The following is a 17,085-nucleotide window of genomic DNA, read 5'->3' as shown; positions in this document are numbered from 1 at the left end:
AGCGCCCAACCGAAACGACTATTGTGGCTCAGTAGATCGATTCAGAGCTAAGCTGAACGACTTACGCACCATACTAGTGGTGCGACACTATTACCCCTATCAGGGATGAATTGCAAAACCTGTAGGGGCCGGCTCTGGCACTCTACCTGAGATGCTTTTATTTTTATTCACAACCAGTTGCGAGCTTAAAGACCAGCTTGGAGAGCTGCGTCAACAGGGAGATAGATTGGCATAGGCCACCACCAGCCATTTGCTGCCAACCTCCTCGAAGTTAACCTGAACCCTTGCACTCTGTCCCTCTCCTTCAGCATTCAGTACAACACCCTCACCAAATTTTGCATGGCAAACCCGTTGCCCCAGATCGAAGCCGCACAACTCAGTCGTTTCGAGATAGGGTGAAGCACCATAGATTGGCTGACTGACACTGGGGCCAGCGCGTACCTCCCGCATCAGTTCCGCCGGAATCTCGCGGATGAACCGGGAGGGCAGGGGATAGCTTTCGCTACCGTGCAATCGCCGACTCTCTGCATGACTGAGGTAGAGCATTTTCATCGCTCGCGTGATGCCGACATAGCAGAGCCTGCGCTCCTCTTCGAGTCGCGTGGGGTCGTCTGCTGACATGCTGTGAGGGAATAGCCCCTCCTCAACACCAACCAGAAACACCAGTGGGAACTCAAGCCCCTTGGCTGAATGGAGGGTCATCAATTGCACACAATCCTCAAACGGGTCTCCCTGGGACTCACCTGCCTCCAGTGCAGCATGAGATAGGAAGGCATCTAGCTCATCCAACTCATCATCATCTGCCCACTCAAACTGACGCGTGGCGTTGACCAGCTCTTCAAGATTCTCTTTTCGATCAACGCCTTTGCCATCTCTGCTTTTTTCAAAGTGAGCGGGAAGACCGCTGGCAGTCAACACCTGATCGACCTTCTCAGCCAGGGACAGATCAACTGTATCCACCTTGAGCTCTTCCACTAAATCAATGAATCGCTGAAGCGCGCTGGCAGCACGTTTCGTCATTCCACCACCCTTCAAAAGATCGACAGAGGCCTGCCACAGTGAGCAGTCAAACATCCGCGCATGACTGCGCAGTGCCTCCATGGTCTTCGCGCCTATCCCTCTCGGGGGGGTATTTACTGCACGTTCGAAACCACTGTCATCATCTGAATTGCTGAGCAGTCTCAAGTAAGCGAGTGCGTCTTTGATCTCTGCCCGTTCGAAAAACCGCAACCCGCCATAGACCCGATAGGGGATGGTAGACTGGATCAGCGCCTCTTCAAAGAGACGGGACTGGGCAGTAGTCCGATAGAGAATCGCAACCTCGGTGCGGGCATGCCCCTCCTCGATGAACTGGCGAATTCTCTCTACCACAAAACGCGCCTCATCAATCTCATTGAAGGCAGCGTATAGATTGATCGGCTCTCCATCACTGTCTTCTGTCCAAAGCTGCTTTCCCAGGCGTGAGGGGTTGTTGTTGATCAGCGCATTTGCCGCATTCAGAATATTACCGGTTGAGCGGTAGTTCTGTTCCAGACGAACCAGCTTTGCGTTTTGGAAATGTGACTGAAAGCTTTGGATATTCTCGACCTTGGCGCCACGCCAACCATAGATCGACTGATCATCATCTCCGACAATGAAGAGGTGACTCTTTGAACCTGCCAGCAGACGCAGCCAGGCATATTGAATGGTATTGGTATCCTGAAACTCATCCACCAGAACATGCTGAAAACGATTCTGATAGTGCTGCAACAGATCCGGACGATCACGCCACAGCTCATGAGCCCTTAGCAGCAGCTCAGCAAAATCTACCTGACCACCCCGCTCGCAGGCCGACTGATACTCTTTATAGATCTGAATCATCTGCCGTTGGTATGGATCACCACCATCATCCAGGTTTTGAGCGCGCAGCCCCTCATCCTTACGGCCATTGATATACCATTGAACCTGTCGGGCCGGCCAACGCGCCTCATCTAGATCGAGACTCTTCAACAGCCGTTTGATCATGCGGAATTGGTCGTCTGAGTCGAGTATCTGGAAACTCTGAGGCAATCCAGCCTCTTTCCAGTGGGCACGCAACAGTCGATGAGCCAGACCGTGAAAGGTACCGACCCACATCCCTCCCAGAGGTTGGCCCAATAGGGATTCAATGCGCTGGCGCATTTCTCTGGCCGCTTTATTGGTGAAGGTAACCGCCAACAGAGACCAGGGGGTTATCTGCTCAACCGCCAGTAACCAGGCGATTCGATGTACCAGAACCCGGGTCTTACCGCTTCCGGCGCCCGCAAGCACAAGCAGACTGCCGACTGGGGCAGTTACCGCCTCGCGTTGTGCCTCATTGAGAGGATCAAGTATGGGAGAAACATCCATCCGAGTATGATACTAGTGTTTCATCCTAGAATCCGCAGTTGAACATCGATTTATCAGAGATATCAGCGGTCAATTACGGAATCAGGCTTCATATTGCTTAACGAATTCAGATAACAATATAACCAGCGAGGTCAACCATGCAGATATTGGCAGGCGACATTGGAGGAACCAATACCCGGCTCGCGCTGTTCGACACCTCTAGCCCAACCTGGCCAAAAGCGACCATCGAAACCAGCTATCCCAGCCCGGCACACCCCTCGGTCGAATCGATCCTGGAACAGTTCATCAGTCAACATAGACTCAGCAACATAGATCGCGCCTGCTTTGGTCTGGCTGGGCCTGTTATCGATCAAGTTTGCGAAACCACCAATCTGCCCTGGCGAGTTGTTGCCGCCAACATAACCAAACAGTTCTCTTTCAAACAGAGCTGGCTGCTGAATGACCTGGAGGCAAATGCCTGGGGTATAGAGACCCTGGAGAGTAGCGATATCTTCACCCTCAACCAGGGTAGTGATAGTGCAGCTGGAAACCGCTCTATCATCTCTGCGGGCACCGGTCTGGGTGAAGCTGGGCTGCTGTGGGACGGCAATAGATACCACCCCTTCCCCTCAGAAGGTGGGCATACAGACTTCTCCCCCAACTCAAATCTGGAGTATGCACTCTACGAACACCTTGCCGGACACTATGGACATGTCAGTTGGGAGCGAATCATCTCTGGCCCAGGCCTGGAAATGTTATATCGCTTTATATGCAAATATCGAACAGCCACAACACCGGACTGGCTGCAGCAGCAGATGAACAGCATCGGGGTTGCACCGGCAGTTTCCGGGGCTGCAATGGATAAAAGCGATGCCACATGTGAGGAGACACTGGATCTGTTTATTCATCTTTATGGACGGGAGGCCGGCAATCACGCTTTGAAGATCATGGCCACCGGAGGCGTCTATCTAGGAGGTGGTATTGCCCCCCAGATCCTGCCCCTGTTAAAAGAGGGAGGATTTATGCGGGGTTTTCTCGATAAAGGACGCATGCAGCAGTTGGTGGCTTCAATGCCAGTAAAAATAATACTCAATGACAAGACCGCACTCTTGGGCGCAGCACACTATGCATCTTTGCAGAATTGATGCGGAAATTTCACCCTCGTGTTGATAGTCAGAAACTTGTTTCTGACTATCAACACGAGGGTTCTGGAGAACTACAAGCTGTTGCCGAACTTGCTACAAGTTGCAATCACACCATGGCCCGATTGGCGCCATGGCGTGATTCAGATGAACGGTGTAAACCGCTACTTAGTCGAAAGGTTTGGGTTGCGGTGTATTATCGGTTGACGGCGGTAGTATAGGCATCAGAAATGAGGGTTGATCCCCTGTCAGCGTCTTCAGAAAGAGAACAATCTGCTCATTCTCATGTTTGCTGAATTTGCGCCCAAGCTGCAGCCTGCCCATGATATCTACCGCTTCCGTCAGAGTCTCTGCCTCGCCATCATGGAAGTAGGGATAGGTCATTTCCACATTTCTCAAGGTGGGTACTTTGAATTTAAAGCGATCTGCATCCTTGCCGGTTACCCCACTCAGGCCCTCTGCAGAGCTTTTGGTTTTATAGGCTTCAACCAGACCCATTTTTTGAAATGAGTTACCGCCAACTGCCTCTCCATTGTGGCATGCTGTACAGCCGCTCTCTTTGAATAGTTTATAACCAGCCAACTCTTGCTCGTTCAGCGCAGCCTTATCACCCAACAACCACTTGTCAAAATCGGCATTTGGCGTCACCAGGGTCTTTTCAAACTCTGCGATTGCCTGAGTGACCTCATCAATGGTGATCTTGTCGACACCGAAGACCGCTTTGAACTCCATGACATATTGCGGAATCGACTCAAGCACTTCAATTGCCAGGGTATGGGTGCCTGCCATCTCCCCCGGATTGGCGATAGGCCCGCCGGCCTGCGCTTTCAGGTCTGCAGCCCGCCCATCCCAGAACTGAGCCAGGTTAAGACTGGAATTCAGCACTGTAGGTGCATTAATCGGTCCCTGTTGCCAGTTATGACCAATTGAGGTTTTAAGGTTATCGGTTCCGCCCATGCTCAAGTTGTGGCACGAATTACATGAGATGAAACCAGACTTGGAAAGACGTGGATCAAAATAGAGTTTTTTACCTAACTCAACCTGTCCTAGATTGATATTCTGCACCGGTTTTATAGGCTTTATCGGCTCTTCCGCCGCTGTTACAGAAACTGAGACACCCAATAGCACACAGACAATTATTGTAAGTTTAAAATTCATATCCCTTACCTACTCGTTCATTATGACATTTAAGACCATCCTCATAGAGAGAAACGCAGTTTCACTTGCAAATCAGCTGGGTGACACGGCAATTCCCACATTTAAATTGTTATCGTTTTTTTAGCCACACCTTCCACGCTTCAACCCACCACTAAATTAAACAGCGTGGGTAAACCATGAATAGCGCAGGGTTAATTTAGAATTAGTCTAAATCTAAAACAATGATGTAGGTCAATTGATCACATCGCTTCTGTTATGAAGGCGAATCTATGAAGTGCAAACAAGCAGATGCCTGGCTAGATCAGGGGCTCTTATTTTTAACCCGTATGACCAGGTCAAGGATCTCCATGGCCGTTCCGTCAGGTAAGTTCGGACCTAAGAAGTGTGGTGCTAAATGCTCTTTGATGTCGATCAAATCCCCGGTATCGACATTGTAGAAGTGATGATGGTGACTGTTATTGGAGTCATAGAAAGTACGAGTGGCATCGATGAATATCTCCCGAATCAACTTCTTTCGGGCAAAAAGTCCCAAGGTATTGTAAACCGTTGCCTTGGAAACTCGACTTCCTGATTGCTGAACTGCATCGAACAACTGATCAGCCGTCACATGCTGGTTCCGTGCAAAAAGAACATCCGCAATGATGCGTCTCTGTTTTGTCGGATTAACCCCGTGTGAATACAACATTTCAGTGATGTTGCGATTCTGTTGGATCTGATGTTGATCTTCCATTTCCACCTCGCCAAAGTAAGTCCCCCACGGAAGACTACCATAAGCGTGACTAAACTCTCAAGAAAACAGAGGATTATGACTAGATCCTCATTTTCGACTGTTCGCCTGAAAAACAGCGCCAGAAAGGTGTAAACTAATATTAGGCAAAAGCTATCAATACCATCGAAAAGACCATTCGCTTCCAATCATTTTTAGATCTATTCTAATCATCAGCGGAGAGTTAATTTGACTCATCGTAAAAATCCACAATAACCATCATTTCGGAGAACCAGATATGGAACTCAAAGGTAGTAAAACCGAGCAAAACTTAAAAGACGCATTTGCCGGAGAATCTCAAGCCAACCGTCGCTATCTCTACTTCGCAGGTAAAGCGGATATTGAGGGTTATAACGATGTCGCGGCTCTGTTTCGCTCAACCGCAGAAGGTGAAACCGGACATGCTCATGGCCACCTTGAATACCTCGAACAGTGCGGCGATCCAGCTACCGGTCTGCCGATTGGCGCAACCGGAGACAATCTGGCGGCGGCAGTTGCAGGTGAGACCCACGAATATACCGATATGTACCCAGGTATGGCTAAAACTGCCCGTGATGAGGGATTCGATGAAGTAGCTGATTGGTTCGAAACCCTTGCAAAAGCAGAGCGATCTCATGCCAACCGCTACCAAAAGGCCCTGGACGAGATGGAATAAGCCCCCTTTAAGGAACAGGCTTAAACCGATCAGGCGGCCTCCAATGGGGCCGCCGAGCATCAACCAGGAGCACATTCATGGCAGCACCCACCGGTCAGAGAGAAGGCAACCTGGAAGCCCCTACAAGGCATCCAATCGACTGGAAGAATCCAGAATACTACAACCAACAGAAACTGATGGAGGAGCTGGAACGGGTCTTTGACCTGTGCCACGGATGTCGACGCTGCGTCAGCCTCTGTCAGAGCTTTCCAAGCTTATTCGATCTGGTGGATGAATCGGAGACCATGGAAGTCGATGGGGTTGCAAAAGAGGACTATTGGCAAGTGGTAGACCACTGCTATCTGTGCGACCTCTGTTACATGACGAAATGTCCTTATGTACCGCCTCATGAATGGAATATCGACTTTCCTCACCTGATGCTCAGGGCCAAGGCCGTCAAGTATAAGAACGGCGACGTGAAACTGCGTGATCGGCTACTTACCAGCACAGACAATCTTGGCAAACTGGCAGGCATACCTGTGGTTTCAGGTGTCGTCAACCGATTCAATAAAACAAAAAATTTCCGTGAAATTCTCGACCACGCTTTGGGTGTTCACCCTGAAGCTAAACTACCGGAATTTCATAGCAAGCCACTACGCAAACGCCTGGCAGAAAAAGTTTCCATTGAAGCGCAAGGGGTACCTGCCGGTAAAACCAATGGCAAAGTAGCCCTGTTTGGTACCTGTTATGGCAACTACAACGAACCCCATGTTGGAGAGGATCTTGTCGCTGTGTTTGAGCATAACGAGATCCCGGTGACCCTTGCGGAAAAAGAGCAGTGCTGCGGTATGCCAAAGTTGGAATTGGGCAATCTTGATGCAGTGGAAGAGGCAAAAGAGGCAAATATACCTGTGCTCGCCAAACTGGTCGATGAAGGCTGGGACATTGTTGCTCCAGTGCCATCCTGTGCGTTGATGTTCAAGCAGGAACTACCCTTACTGTTTCCTGACGATCCACAGGTCAAGAAAGTTGCCAATGCGGTTTTCGATATCTTTGAATACCTGATTATTCGCCACAAATCAGGTTTGCTCAAAACCGACTTCAAACAGAGCCTGGGTAAGGTTGCCTACCATGCCGCCTGTCACCAGCGAGTGCAGAACGTCGGTGCAAAAACCAAAGAGATGCTGACACTGATACCAGATACCCAGGTTACCGCCATCGAGCGCTGTTCGGGTCATGACGGAACCTATGCTGTCAAAAGTGAATTTCATAAATATGCGATGAAGATCGGAAAACCCGTAGTCAATCGGGTTAAACAGGCCGAAGCGGATTATTATGGGAGCGACTGCCCAATGGCGGGACACCACATCGAGAATGGTCTCCAGGACGGTAGAAAACCAGAACACCCCATTAGCTTGATTCGTAAAGCCTATGGTATTTAAGACGGAGAATTACTATGTCAAATGAAGGGTATCACGAACCCGTAGATCAACTCAGTAATGAGACCAGAGATATGCATCGCGCTATCGTTTCTCTGATGGAAGAACTGGAAGCGGTCGACTGGTACAACCAGCGGGTAGATGCCTGCACCAACCCAGAACTCCGCAACATTCTTGCCCATAATCGAGATGAGGAGAAGGAGCATGCTGCGATGGTGCTGGAGTGGATTCGGCGTCAGGATCCCAGCTTCGACAAAGAGCTGAAAGACTACCTGTTCACAGACAAGACTATCGTACACGATTGATATATTAGGAGTGCCTCATGACACAGCTTTCCCATGAAGACCTCTACAGTCTCGAAGAGTACGCCCGCATTCGCCAGGAGTTCAGGGCTCGCGTTATGGATCATAAAAAAGCCAGACGTTTGCCAATTGGCCCTCATGCCGCGCTCTATTTTGAAGATCAACTGACAATGCAGTACCAGATTCAGGAGATGTTGCGTATCGAGCGCATATTTGAACCTGATGGCATCCAGGATGAGCTGGATGTCTATAATCCACTGATCCCTGATGGCACGAACTGGAAGGCTACCTTTATGGTGGAGTACCACGACGTCGAAGAGCGCAAAGAGGCATTGGGACAACTGATCGGCATCGAGAATTCGATCTGGATTCAGGTCGAGGGACACGAAAAAGTGCGTCCGATTGCCAATGAAGATCTTCAGCGTTCGACCGAAGACAAAACTTCTGCGGTACATTTTATCCGCTTCGAGCTCACCACTGAGATGATTGATAGTTTGAAAAAGGGTGCCAGCCTTTCAGCGGGAATCGATCACTCTAATTACAATTACACTGTTGATAACCTTGACTCTCCGGTAAAAGCGTCGTTGATCAAAGACCTCCATTGACCACTATTCATATCGGCACTGTTTTAGCAGTGTCGATATGACCTCTCTGATAAACGCCCAAAAGCGTTAACCACTCCCGTGACACTCCAATCGTTATAAATCGTAAAATCAGAAGATAGAGTTGCATTGGTTATTCTCAATCTGAGTTATACTTACCTGGTGTGAATCTGTTCGCGCCAGTATAAAATCAGAGACACTCATTACAGGTGTGGCTTTTTTGTAAACCAGATCTCACTCAAAGAAAGCGTGGTTGACGGATAAGCCAAAGCCTCCAATAATCGATCCACAATAAAAACTACCAGACTGCCGAATCTAAACAATAAGGAATGTCGTCATGCTGAACTCTCTATTATCAAATTGGCGGGCGTTTAAGTTCCCCGCAATCATTACCCTGATTTTCATTGCAATACCGGGGTGCAGCTCTGCTCCCAAGCCTGTAGCTGAAATCTCAGCCGCTGAAACAGCCCTTATTGCTGTAGAGAGCGATGAGGCCTCAAAACATGCACCCGTACGGATGGATCGTGCACGACAAAAGCTAAAACAAGCCAAGGCGGCGATGGCCAAAGAGAACTACAGTGAAGCCAAAAGACTTGCTGAAGAGGCTCAGGCTGATGCAGAACTGGCTCAGGCAATCACCGCAAAAGCGGAAACAGACATGGCCGTCAGCGAACTCGAAAACAGCATCAAGGTGCTACGTGAAGAGATCATGCGTGCCAGAAAAAGGCAGTGATAGATCCATTTAAAAACAAGATTTATAGGGAGTACCCGCCATGTCCCGGATTTTTTACAGTTTATTGATCTTTGCTGCCCTTGCGATAGTGCAAACAGGTTGCAGCACCATTCAGAAAAACCAAGCCCTTACTGACGCTGAGCAAGCCTTTGCAGAAGCAAAACAGGATGAACAGATTCTGCAGTATGCCTCAACAGAGCTTGAGAGAGCATCGAAGGCGCTGAACCGAGCAGCTTCTGCAGAAACAGAAGAGGATATGACCTCACTCGCCTATGTGAGTAGTACCCGCATTGAATCAGCCCGTGCCATCGCCGCACGAAAAGCGGCCAATGCCAGACTTCAGGAGCTTGGGGATGTCAAAAACAAGGAGCGACTCAAGGCACGTGAAATAGAGATTCAACTCGAGCAGCAGGCAAAATCGCAGGCCCTTCGTGATAAAGAGGCCGCTCTGTTGGAAAGAGAGAGTGCCTTGGCAAAGGCTGAAGCGCTTCGCCGTGAACTTGAAGAGTTACAGGCCCTCAAGACCGAGCGCGGCATGGTCATGACCCTGGGGGACGTGCTTTTCTCAACAGGTAAGACCGAGCTTCTTCCCGGCGCAATGAACACCATCGATAAACTCGCTGCGTTTCTACAGGAGTATCCTGAAAAAACAGTTTTAGTCGAAGGACACACAGATAACGTAGGCACTGATGAATTCAATATGGATCTCTCAGAAAGACGGGCCCTATCGGTAAAAGAGGCGCTGATCCAGGTCGGTGTCGATGCTTCAAGGATTGATACACTTGGCTTGGGTGAGACCTCCCCCATCACCGACAATTCAACCTCTGCTGGACGCTTGAAGAATCGTCGGGTGGAGATAGTCATTCGCGACTGATTGCTTTTTTGGTGGGGCCCTGCCCCACCAAAAGGCTTATATTAGGATTTAGCTAACGCAAAGAAAGTTTCGATTGTTGGAAATTCCGGCTCAGGAAAATCTACCCTATCCAGAGTGATTGGAAAGGCATTAGAAATTTAGGTTTTCACTGTAGACAAAATCTATTGGCAGCATGGATGGAAGCAAACACCTCACGAAGAATCTAAGAAAATTCATGATGCATGGTTGAATTCGGATTCGTGGATTATAGATGGTGTTGGGCACTGGGAAGAGATGCAACAAAGACTACTTCAATCTAAGGGAACAACCATTACCTGCGGGCTGCGCCTTGCACTCACGGCTTGAGCGGCTTTCTAAATACAGGGTTTATATGACGCACCACACTAGGGTAGGGTGGGGCCATGCCCCACCAAATGCCATCTTGAAACGAAAGGTGCAGCAGGGCTGCACCATAGGGATTCCAGATTGAATATTTCTTTTTAGGAAGACAAAAAAAAGCCGCCTGTTAAGGCGGCTCAATGATGGAGTTCTAAAGGAGGAGAACTTTCAACATAAAACTTTAGGCTACTTCTTTTTACGAGCGAGTCTGCTGGCACCAATACCAACCAGTCCAAGTCCAAGAAGTGCAATCGTGCTGGGCTCAGGTACGCTGACCTGGAAATTCTGAACAACCTTGTCACCACGCTCGACGACATCAACCATAGGTGCATTGAAATCCTGACCAATGAAGATGCCAGTCGCTTCAACCGGTGAAGTGCTCGGCGTTAGGTCAGTAAAGTTGGTGCTCCAAAGGCTGAAGTTCAGCACTGCATAATATTGGGTGTTAAGTGAAAAATTGAAACCGTCGTAACCGGATCCTGCAAAGCCATCAAAGTTGATGAAATCTTCAATACCGCCTACATCCTGGAACACATAGGTCGCATCACTCTGTCTGGATTCGAAACGAACATCGACAACGCTACCACTAGCAAGGTCGGTGAGGGCTACTTGGCCACCCCAGTCACCACGAAGCACTGTACCAAAATCATTACCGGTCCAGCGAACAGCCCATTCATCATAGGTGTCGTTGCTCCAGATGTAGTAGCCAGCAGCATTGCTGGCAGCACCACCAGGATTGGTGCGGAAGTCGGCCGCTGTTTCGCCACTATAGATAGGCAGCGCCTGGGTCACAGTGGATAAGCAAAGAGCAGTGAATGCCAAAGCCGATAGTATGATTTTTTTCATGACTCTTAAACCTCAAAACAAAATACGTCGTGTTATACCTGGACTCTTAAGCATTCTGCATGCCAATATTTTTAAGTCATTGATTACATGCAGAATAAAACTTAAATTCCTGGTAAGGTTTTAAGTCAATGTAAATAATACCGACACCCAGCAGCTCTCTATAAAAGGGGGGTGTGGCTTGATCAGAGTTAACCTAACATTGCCGCGTAACCCCGTGTACCGGGATTGCTGTCGAGGACAATCTTCATGGTCATAGTTAAAGGAACTGAGAGAAACATGCCTACTGGCCCTAAAATCCACCCCCAGAAGACCAAGGATATAAAGACAATCAATGGCGACAATCCAAGCCCCTTGCCCATAAAACGGGGCTCAATGCCATTACCTACCACGCTGTTGATAATTAAATAACCCACAGCTGTCCATACAGCCAGCTGGGGGCCCAATTGAATAAGTGCCAGAAGTACTGCTGGCACAGAGGCAATGATTGAACCTATGTTGGGTACGTAATTGAAAAGAAATGCCAATGTGCCCCATAGCAGTGGATAGTCCACACCAAGAAGTGCCAGCAATACCGCCACCAAAACGCCAGTCAACAGACTGGTCGAGGTTTTAATCACCATATAGCGCTTAATACTGGATGTGATTGCCTCTACTCTGGCAAGTGAACGCTCAGGACTCTCGGCATGATTTTTTAATTTGGTCTGAAAGGAACTCGCTTCAAAAAGCATGAAAATAACAGTAATCAGAATCAGGAAGGCCTGTGTCAGTACATTCCCCAGACTACCCATCAAACTACCCGCCAATGCCATTGCTTTAGAGGGATCAAAATAGGTTGTCATGGCATTCAGCTTCAGCTCGATACCCTGCTGCCCCAGCCAAGCCACAAATTTGGCACTTTGCTGCTTCAGCACCTCCTGATAGCTTGGAAGATTAGCGGTAAAGTCATCCAGCGAGCCACCAACCAGCCACGCAAGCATCAGACCAATAACAATAATCATCCCCACCACTGAGACCATCGCCAATCCACCAGGAACCCCTTTATCTTTTAGATAGAAGAGTGGTGGGGCCGCAATCACCGCAATGAACAAGGATAGTAAAAATGGGATAAGCAGTGTTACGGCTGCTTTCATACCCGCCACGATGACTACGAAGGCAGCTGCAGAGAGGAGAAATCTGGTGGTAGGCGAGAGCGCGTGATATTCCTCATTCATAGCCTTCAGGTGCCTCTATTTATACTCTGGAACCGGACTGTATAAATGCCAGGTCTCTGCCTCTTCGTCATAGCGCCACTCCTGTTTATCACTAACCTCTCTAAGTACCTGGGTATCCTGAAAAACAAATTGGATGATGACTGTTTGAATAGCCAGATCCTCACCAAGCATGGTAGGACCCTGTACCACTTCATAGTGGGTCACCTTGAGATTTCTGGATACAGGTTTGTACTCTTTATCCTTGTGCTCAGGGGGGAGGAAATTGTGTACCTGCTGGCCCGATGTCCAACGCACTGAAGCCTCATAACGACGTAGAACATTTTCCAGGGTTTCAGCCCGCTTGTGTTCACCCAATGTCTGACAAGCTGTCAAGAGGATGAAAAATGGGATAAGGAAATATTTTAATCTGATCACAGGCCGGCTCCTAAATACATTAGCCTAAGATAATTCAGCGTATCTATGAGAGTCTCATCTATACCACACGGTTGGGAATTACACCCCTCTGCTCCAGGGCCTCAACAATCTCACTGACACAAGCCTCCACCTCTTTATTCGCCGTTTGTATGGTGATCTCTGGTTTAACAGGTGGCTCATAGGGAGATGAGATTCCTGTGAACTCCTTGATCTCTCCGGCTCTCGCTTTTTTATAGAGCCCTTTTACATCTCGTGTCTCACAGACCTCCAGCGGACAGTCGACATAAACCTCAATGAAATCCCCATGGGGGAAGAGGCCCCGGGCTCGATCCCTATCTTCACGGATGGGTGAAATAAAAGCTGTCAGTGATATCACACCGGCATCGACGAAGAGCTTTGCCATCTCACCGATACGGCGAATATTTTCAGTACGATCCTCCACACTGAAACCAAGATCCCGACAGAGTCCATGACGTACATTGTCACCATCAAAAACGTAGGTACGACACCCCCGCTGAAAAAGCTCCTCTTCCAGTGCGTGAGCCAGGGTCGATTTTCCCGATCCAGACAAGCCGGTAAACCAAAGTAGTTTAGCCCGGTGTTTATTCACTTTTTCCCGTCGTTCCCGGGTGACTGTAGCTTGGTGCCAGACGATATTATTTTGCATTGAGATCCATCTTTCCTGATTGGAAGAAAACCATACCGCGTAAGTTAGCAGAGATGATATTTATTTGTAAGCTCAAGACATTCAACCTCCGCAACTACCCATCAACACTGACATAGCCATGTTCAGTCCAAGTGTTCCTGACAAACCACCTCGAAACCTTTGGATTTATCCGCCCTCTCACTGAGCAAGACTGATACAATGAGCGGCTTTTACAACAACTAAAAAACGACACCATGGAACAAACTGACCGGGAACCCATAAAGGAAATCCTTCTGGGAGAAAGCAAAATCACCCTTCTGGGGACAGCCCATGTCTCACGAAGCAGTGCTGAGAAGGTTCAGGAGCTACTGAACTCCGGTGACTATGATGCCGTCGCGGTAGAACTCTGCCCAAGTCGGTTCAATGCACTGATCAACCCGGATGATCTGGCAAAGATGGATCTGTTCAAGGTGGTCAAACAGGGCAGGGTGATGATGGTGATGGCCAATCTCGCCCTGGGCGCCTATCAGCAAAGGCTCGCCAACCAGTTTGGCATCGCACCTGGTGCTGAGCAAAGGGAAGCGATACGCATAGCTCAGGAATCGAACCAACCCCTGTTATTGATCGACCGGGAAATCAGCACCACGCTGAAGCGGGTTGCCGGAAACCTCTCCTGGTGGAAACGTCTGACTCTGTTTACCGGACTGCTAGCAAGCATCCTCTCAAAGGATGATGTTACAGAAGAGGAGATCGAACATCTCAAAGAGGGAGATATTCTTGAGACCACATTTGCAGAGTTTGCAGAGGATCGCCAGGATCTCTATCTACCTTTGATCGACGAGCGGGATCGCTATATGGCGGCACGACTCAGGCAAGAGATCGAAGAGCAGGGTCATGAGAATCTGCTGGTCGTCATCGGCGCAGGACATATGAATGGTATTGCCAACTATCTCCAGCAATCCGATCAAACCAACCCCACAGAAACCATTTCACAACTCGAGCAGGAACCCAAGCCCAGTTCCTGGCCTAAGCTAATCCCCTGGTTGATTGTCGTTTTGGTGTTGAGCGGATTCGCTATCGGCTTCAGCCGCAGCCCCGAACTGGGTTGGGAGCTTATCGCTGATTGGGTGTTGATCAATGGTGGCCTATCCGCCTTGGGCGCACTGCTGGCAGTCGCCCACCCATTGACCATCCTGACCGCTTTTCTTGCGGCCCCACTGACTTCACTCAATCCGGCGGTAGGTGCCGGCATGGTGACTGCCATGGCAGAAGTTTTTCTTCGTAAACCCACTGTGGCCGACTTCAGTCAATTACGAGACGACACCACCAGCGCCAAGGGTTGGTGGCGAAACCGAGTCTCCCGGACACTGCTGGTATTCCTTTTCAGCACAATCGGCTCGGCTGCAGGCACCTATATTGCGGGCTTCAGGATATTTGGCCGTCTGGTTGATTAAGGCTGGATTTCTACTCGCAGATCATTTTGCTGAGAAGCTCTCAGCAAAATGGTATCCGGTTTTTTTCACACCTTCCCGCTCATAAAAGCGGTGCGCGTCCAGTCTCTGCAGCCCTGAGTCGAGATGCATCTGATCGCGTCCCTCTCTTTCGGCTTCCATTTTCAATTTCTCTATCCGTCTCGACAACTCTAATCATAACTGCTGTTTAACCGAAGACATTACTGTTTTAATTTGCTCAATACGTGCTCGGCGAATCGCCTCACCAAGCAGTGGACCAACAATGCCTTTTGGAAAATCACCCGGCACCACTTGCAGAGCAGCCTGATAGGCGCTGATCAGATCCTTTGCCTGGGGATAAGCGCGTTGTTCAAACCCTTTTCGGCCCTGGAAATCTGCCGTACAAACGATAATAAACCATTCAAGGTTCTGCGGTTTTCTAAATGCATCCAACCCTTGCAGTAACTGCAAGATTGTTTTCGGCCTCAGTTCATATAGACGGTGAAGATGGGTATGGAAAGTTGCACAGCGCTCAGCCAGGTCACGAAAACCAGCTGGTGCTTTAAGGCGCTTACAGAGAGACTTTATAACTTTTGCTCCCCGCATCTCATGCCCATGGTGACTCGGCAGAATATCCTTGGATGTAGTTGCCTTACCCAGGTCATGGGTCAGGGCAGCAAATCGAACCTCCAGGGCATCACTCAAACGACAAGCCGTTGCCAGCGCCATCATAGTATGAACCCCGCAATCCACTTCAGGATGCCAGTTTTGAGGTTGAGGAATCCCCCAAAGTGCGTCTATTTCAGGAAAAATATGGCGCAAGACGCCCATCTCTCGCAAACACTCAAAGAAACGTTGCGGCTGTACCTCGGCCAGAGACTTCACCAGCTCCTGCCAGACCCGTTCAGCAACCAGGTTATCCAGCTCTCCCGCCTCAGCCATCGATTGGACCAACTGTTTTGTCTCAGCTGCCACCTGAAAATTGAGGTCGCTGTAGCGGGCCACAAATCGGGCCAGTCGAAGCACCCTTATCGGATCTTCCCTGAATGAATCGGAGGCATGGCGTAACAAGCCATTGTGTAAATCTTCAACACCGTTAAAGGGGTCGAACAGTTGCCCTGACTCATCCTCAGCAATGGCATTGATGGTTAAATCGCGACGACCAAGATCCTCTTCAAGGGTAACACCTGGCTCGGCGATGACTTCACCACGCTGATGGTGTTGTGTTCTGCGTGCGCGAGCGAGTGCATACTCTTCATGAGTTTCTGGATGGAGAAAAACTGGAAACTCCTGACCAACCTGACGATATCCCAAAGCTTGCATATCTGCTGGGGATGCCCCAACAACCAAATAGTCTCTTTCTGTAACGACTCTACCTAGTAGCCGATCTCTGACAGCACCACCAACAAGATAGATCTGCATCAGTAACCACGTAGCGACTTGTAACGTTTTCTCGCCTCTTCCAACTCCTTCTCAGCTTTTTTTACACGCTCGTAGTAATCAGGCTTGATGAAACTCTTGCCCCCCTGCAGGGTTTGGCGGTCATCATCACCAATCTCCTGCATTTCACTGAGTCTCTTCTCAGCCTCTTCAACCTCTTTCTTAGCCTCGCCGAGTCGCTCCTTGCCTGAAGTCTGTGCCTCAAGTCGTTTTTCCCGCGCCTCCTCCATCGCTTTACGGATGGCTTTATTGCGTTCCATGGCTTCGCTGATCGACTCTTCAGAAGGCCCAGGATGTATTTCGATCTTCTCGACTTCAGATGGGTTGGCCGAGGGGGAGTCGGTGTAGGTAATATTGCCCTCCTCATCCACAGTACGAAAAACCTCAGCCTGTAGAGTCAGCGGGACGACCACCATTGCGATCAGTACTGGATAGAATTGCTTGACCATAATAGTTCCCTTATTCGGGTGACCTCTCTAATGGTTAGACATCAATTAGATGATATTTTCGCATATCACAATAGACAGCATCATCTGTTTATACGTTCTAATCAATGGGCAAATAGAAGAATTGCTCTCAATCAGTAGATGAGAGCCAGGTGGCGACTACAACTACTCCGACAGGCGATGATCTGCTCAGTAAGGCCAGAAAAATCGACTGTTCCGGCCTTTTGCACTATCGCTGATGCAAACCCAGGAAAAAA

The 17,085-nt window shown here is 49.2% G+C and carries 18 protein-coding genes; 8 read left to right on the top strand and 10 right to left on the bottom strand.

The annotated features are described in order from the left end of the window. Window positions 1-210: 210 nt before the first annotated feature. Window positions 211-2,367 carry a DNA helicase II gene (gene uvrD, locus AC4IFB_RS05200; RefSeq protein ID WP_490779567.1) on the bottom strand — a complete coding sequence of 719 codons (2,157 nt, stop codon included), beginning with the start codon at window positions 2,365-2,367 and terminating at the stop codon, window positions 211-213. Between the two features lie 137 nt (window positions 2,368-2,504). Between uvrD and AC4IFB_RS05195 the strand changes: the two genes are divergently transcribed. After that, a complete protein-coding gene (locus AC4IFB_RS05195) occupies window positions 2,505-3,491 on the top strand; it encodes a glucokinase (protein WP_490779566.1) in 987 nt (328 codons plus the stop codon). 165 nt (window positions 3,492-3,656) lie between these two features. Here the strand turns inward: AC4IFB_RS05195 and AC4IFB_RS05190 are convergent, their stop codons facing one another. After that, a complete protein-coding gene (locus tag AC4IFB_RS05190) occupies window positions 3,657-4,646 on the bottom strand; it encodes a cytochrome-c peroxidase (RefSeq protein WP_490779565.1) in 990 nt (329 codons plus the stop codon). A 301-nt stretch (window positions 4,647-4,947) separates the two neighbouring features. Continuing rightward, window positions 4,948-5,376: a Fur family transcriptional regulator gene (locus AC4IFB_RS05185; RefSeq protein ID WP_490779564.1), complete on the bottom strand. Its 429-nt coding sequence runs from the start codon at window positions 5,374-5,376 to the stop codon at window positions 4,948-4,950. A gap of 274 nt (window positions 5,377-5,650) precedes the next feature. On the opposite strand from AC4IFB_RS05185, the gene AC4IFB_RS05180 reads away from it, so the two are divergent. The 6 genes from AC4IFB_RS05180 (at window position 5,651) to AC4IFB_RS05155 (ending at window position 9,996) form a co-directional block, all read left to right on the top strand. Next, the gene (locus AC4IFB_RS05180; protein WP_490777720.1) at window positions 5,651-6,067 is read left to right on the top strand and encodes a rubrerythrin family protein; all 417 of its coding nucleotides are present in this window, start codon (window positions 5,651-5,653) and stop codon (window positions 6,065-6,067) included. Window positions 6,068-6,144: 77 nt separating this feature from the next. Then, the gene (locus tag AC4IFB_RS05175) at window positions 6,145-7,488 is read left to right on the top strand and encodes a heterodisulfide reductase-related iron-sulfur binding cluster (RefSeq protein WP_490777719.1); all 1,344 of its coding nucleotides are present in this window, start codon (window positions 6,145-6,147) and stop codon (window positions 7,486-7,488) included. A gap of 14 nt (window positions 7,489-7,502) precedes the next feature. Further along, on the top strand, window positions 7,503-7,790 hold the full coding sequence (locus AC4IFB_RS05170; RefSeq protein WP_490779563.1) for an encapsulin-associated ferritin-like protein: 288 nt from the start codon (window positions 7,503-7,505) through the stop codon (window positions 7,788-7,790). Window positions 7,791-7,807: 17 nt separating this feature from the next. Continuing rightward, a complete protein-coding gene (locus AC4IFB_RS05165; protein ID WP_490777717.1) occupies window positions 7,808-8,392 on the top strand; it encodes a DUF3501 family protein in 585 nt (194 codons plus the stop codon). 334 nt (window positions 8,393-8,726) lie between these two features. Continuing rightward, a complete protein-coding gene (locus AC4IFB_RS05160; RefSeq protein ID WP_490779562.1) occupies window positions 8,727-9,122 on the top strand; it encodes a DUF4398 domain-containing protein in 396 nt (131 codons plus the stop codon). A 40-nt stretch (window positions 9,123-9,162) separates the two neighbouring features. Next, window positions 9,163-9,996 (top strand): OmpA family protein, encoded by an 834-nt coding sequence (locus tag AC4IFB_RS05155; protein WP_490777715.1) that lies wholly within the window; start codon window positions 9,163-9,165, stop codon window positions 9,994-9,996. A 564-nt stretch (window positions 9,997-10,560) separates the two neighbouring features. On the opposite strand, the gene AC4IFB_RS05150 is transcribed toward AC4IFB_RS05155, so the two are convergent. From AC4IFB_RS05150 to cysC, 4 genes are all read right to left on the bottom strand, one after another. Beyond that, window positions 10,561-11,220, bottom strand: coding sequence for a PEP-CTERM sorting domain-containing protein (locus AC4IFB_RS05150; protein WP_490777714.1), 660 nt, complete (start codon window positions 11,218-11,220; stop codon window positions 10,561-10,563). Window positions 11,221-11,408: 188 nt separating this feature from the next. Continuing rightward, window positions 11,409-12,431: an AI-2E family transporter gene (locus AC4IFB_RS05145; protein WP_490777713.1), complete on the bottom strand. Its 1,023-nt coding sequence runs from the start codon at window positions 12,429-12,431 to the stop codon at window positions 11,409-11,411. Between the two features lie 15 nt (window positions 12,432-12,446). After that, window positions 12,447-12,845, bottom strand: a complete 399-nt coding sequence (locus tag AC4IFB_RS05140; protein ID WP_490777712.1) for an asparagine synthetase — start codon at window positions 12,843-12,845, stop codon at window positions 12,447-12,449. Between the two features lie 58 nt (window positions 12,846-12,903). Then, window positions 12,904-13,512 (bottom strand): adenylyl-sulfate kinase, encoded by a 609-nt coding sequence (gene cysC, locus AC4IFB_RS05135; RefSeq protein WP_490777711.1) that lies wholly within the window; start codon window positions 13,510-13,512, stop codon window positions 12,904-12,906. A 233-nt stretch (window positions 13,513-13,745) separates the two neighbouring features. On the opposite strand from cysC, the gene AC4IFB_RS05130 reads away from it, so the two are divergent. Beyond that, window positions 13,746-14,945, top strand: a complete 1,200-nt coding sequence (locus AC4IFB_RS05130; protein WP_490777710.1) for a TraB/GumN family protein — start codon at window positions 13,746-13,748, stop codon at window positions 14,943-14,945. A gap of 21 nt (window positions 14,946-14,966) precedes the next feature. Here AC4IFB_RS05130 and AC4IFB_RS05125 read toward each other — a convergent pair whose 3' ends face one another. Genes AC4IFB_RS05125 through AC4IFB_RS05115 form a run of 3 tightly spaced genes read right to left on the bottom strand, consistent with a single transcriptional unit; the run spans window position 14,967 to window position 16,831 of the window. Next, window positions 14,967-15,104, bottom strand: a complete 138-nt coding sequence (locus tag AC4IFB_RS05125) for a hypothetical protein (protein ID WP_490779561.1) — start codon at window positions 15,102-15,104, stop codon at window positions 14,967-14,969. Between the two features lie 33 nt (window positions 15,105-15,137). Further along, window positions 15,138-16,364, bottom strand: coding sequence for a multifunctional CCA addition/repair protein (locus AC4IFB_RS05120; protein WP_490777708.1), 1,227 nt, complete (start codon window positions 16,362-16,364; stop codon window positions 15,138-15,140). Further along, window positions 16,364-16,831, bottom strand: a complete 468-nt coding sequence (locus tag AC4IFB_RS05115) for a DUF4124 domain-containing protein (protein WP_490777707.1) — start codon at window positions 16,829-16,831, stop codon at window positions 16,364-16,366. The genes AC4IFB_RS05120 and AC4IFB_RS05115 overlap by 1 nt, the downstream gene beginning before the upstream one ends. Window positions 16,832-17,085: the final 254 nt, after the last annotated feature.

The sequence above is a fragment of the Candidatus Thiodiazotropha sp. AKIB8 genome (genome assembly GCF_058244675.1).
The sequence above is the reverse complement of the archived record's forward strand: the minus strand, read 5'-3'. Positions and strand labels throughout refer to the sequence as shown.

Bases quoted from the DNA above. Each gene is read 5' to 3' on its own strand.
- uvrD (WP_490779567.1), bottom strand. From the start codon at position 2,367: ATGGATGTTTCTCCCATACTTGATCCTCTCAATGAGGCACAACGCGAG.
- AC4IFB_RS05195 (WP_490779566.1), top strand. From the start codon at position 2,505: ATGCAGATATTGGCAGGCGACATTGGAGGAACCAATACCCGGCTCGCG.
- AC4IFB_RS05190 (WP_490779565.1), bottom strand. From the start codon at position 4,646: ATGAATTTTAAACTTACAATAATTGTCTGTGTGCTATTGGGTGTCTCA.
- AC4IFB_RS05185 (WP_490779564.1), bottom strand. From the start codon at position 5,376: ATGGAAGATCAACATCAGATCCAACAGAATCGCAACATCACTGAAATG.
- AC4IFB_RS05180 (WP_490777720.1), top strand. From the start codon at position 5,651: ATGGAACTCAAAGGTAGTAAAACCGAGCAAAACTTAAAAGACGCATTT.
- AC4IFB_RS05175 (WP_490777719.1), top strand. From the start codon at position 6,145: ATGGCAGCACCCACCGGTCAGAGAGAAGGCAACCTGGAAGCCCCTACA.
- AC4IFB_RS05170 (WP_490779563.1), top strand. From the start codon at position 7,503: ATGTCAAATGAAGGGTATCACGAACCCGTAGATCAACTCAGTAATGAG.
- AC4IFB_RS05165 (WP_490777717.1), top strand. From the start codon at position 7,808: ATGACACAGCTTTCCCATGAAGACCTCTACAGTCTCGAAGAGTACGCC.
- AC4IFB_RS05160 (WP_490779562.1), top strand. From the start codon at position 8,727: ATGCTGAACTCTCTATTATCAAATTGGCGGGCGTTTAAGTTCCCCGCA.
- AC4IFB_RS05155 (WP_490777715.1), top strand. From the start codon at position 9,163: ATGTCCCGGATTTTTTACAGTTTATTGATCTTTGCTGCCCTTGCGATA.
- AC4IFB_RS05150 (WP_490777714.1), bottom strand. From the start codon at position 11,220: ATGAAAAAAATCATACTATCGGCTTTGGCATTCACTGCTCTTTGCTTA.
- AC4IFB_RS05145 (WP_490777713.1), bottom strand. From the start codon at position 12,431: ATGAATGAGGAATATCACGCGCTCTCGCCTACCACCAGATTTCTCCTC.
- cysC (WP_490777711.1), bottom strand. From the start codon at position 13,512: ATGCAAAATAATATCGTCTGGCACCAAGCTACAGTCACCCGGGAACGA.
- AC4IFB_RS05130 (WP_490777710.1), top strand. From the start codon at position 13,746: ATGGAACAAACTGACCGGGAACCCATAAAGGAAATCCTTCTGGGAGAA.
- AC4IFB_RS05125 (WP_490779561.1), bottom strand. From the start codon at position 15,104: ATGGAAGCCGAAAGAGAGGGACGCGATCAGATGCATCTCGACTCAGGG.
- AC4IFB_RS05120 (WP_490777708.1), bottom strand. From the start codon at position 16,364: ATGCAGATCTATCTTGTTGGTGGTGCTGTCAGAGATCGGCTACTAGGT.
- AC4IFB_RS05115 (WP_490777707.1), bottom strand. From the start codon at position 16,831: ATGGTCAAGCAATTCTATCCAGTACTGATCGCAATGGTGGTCGTCCCG.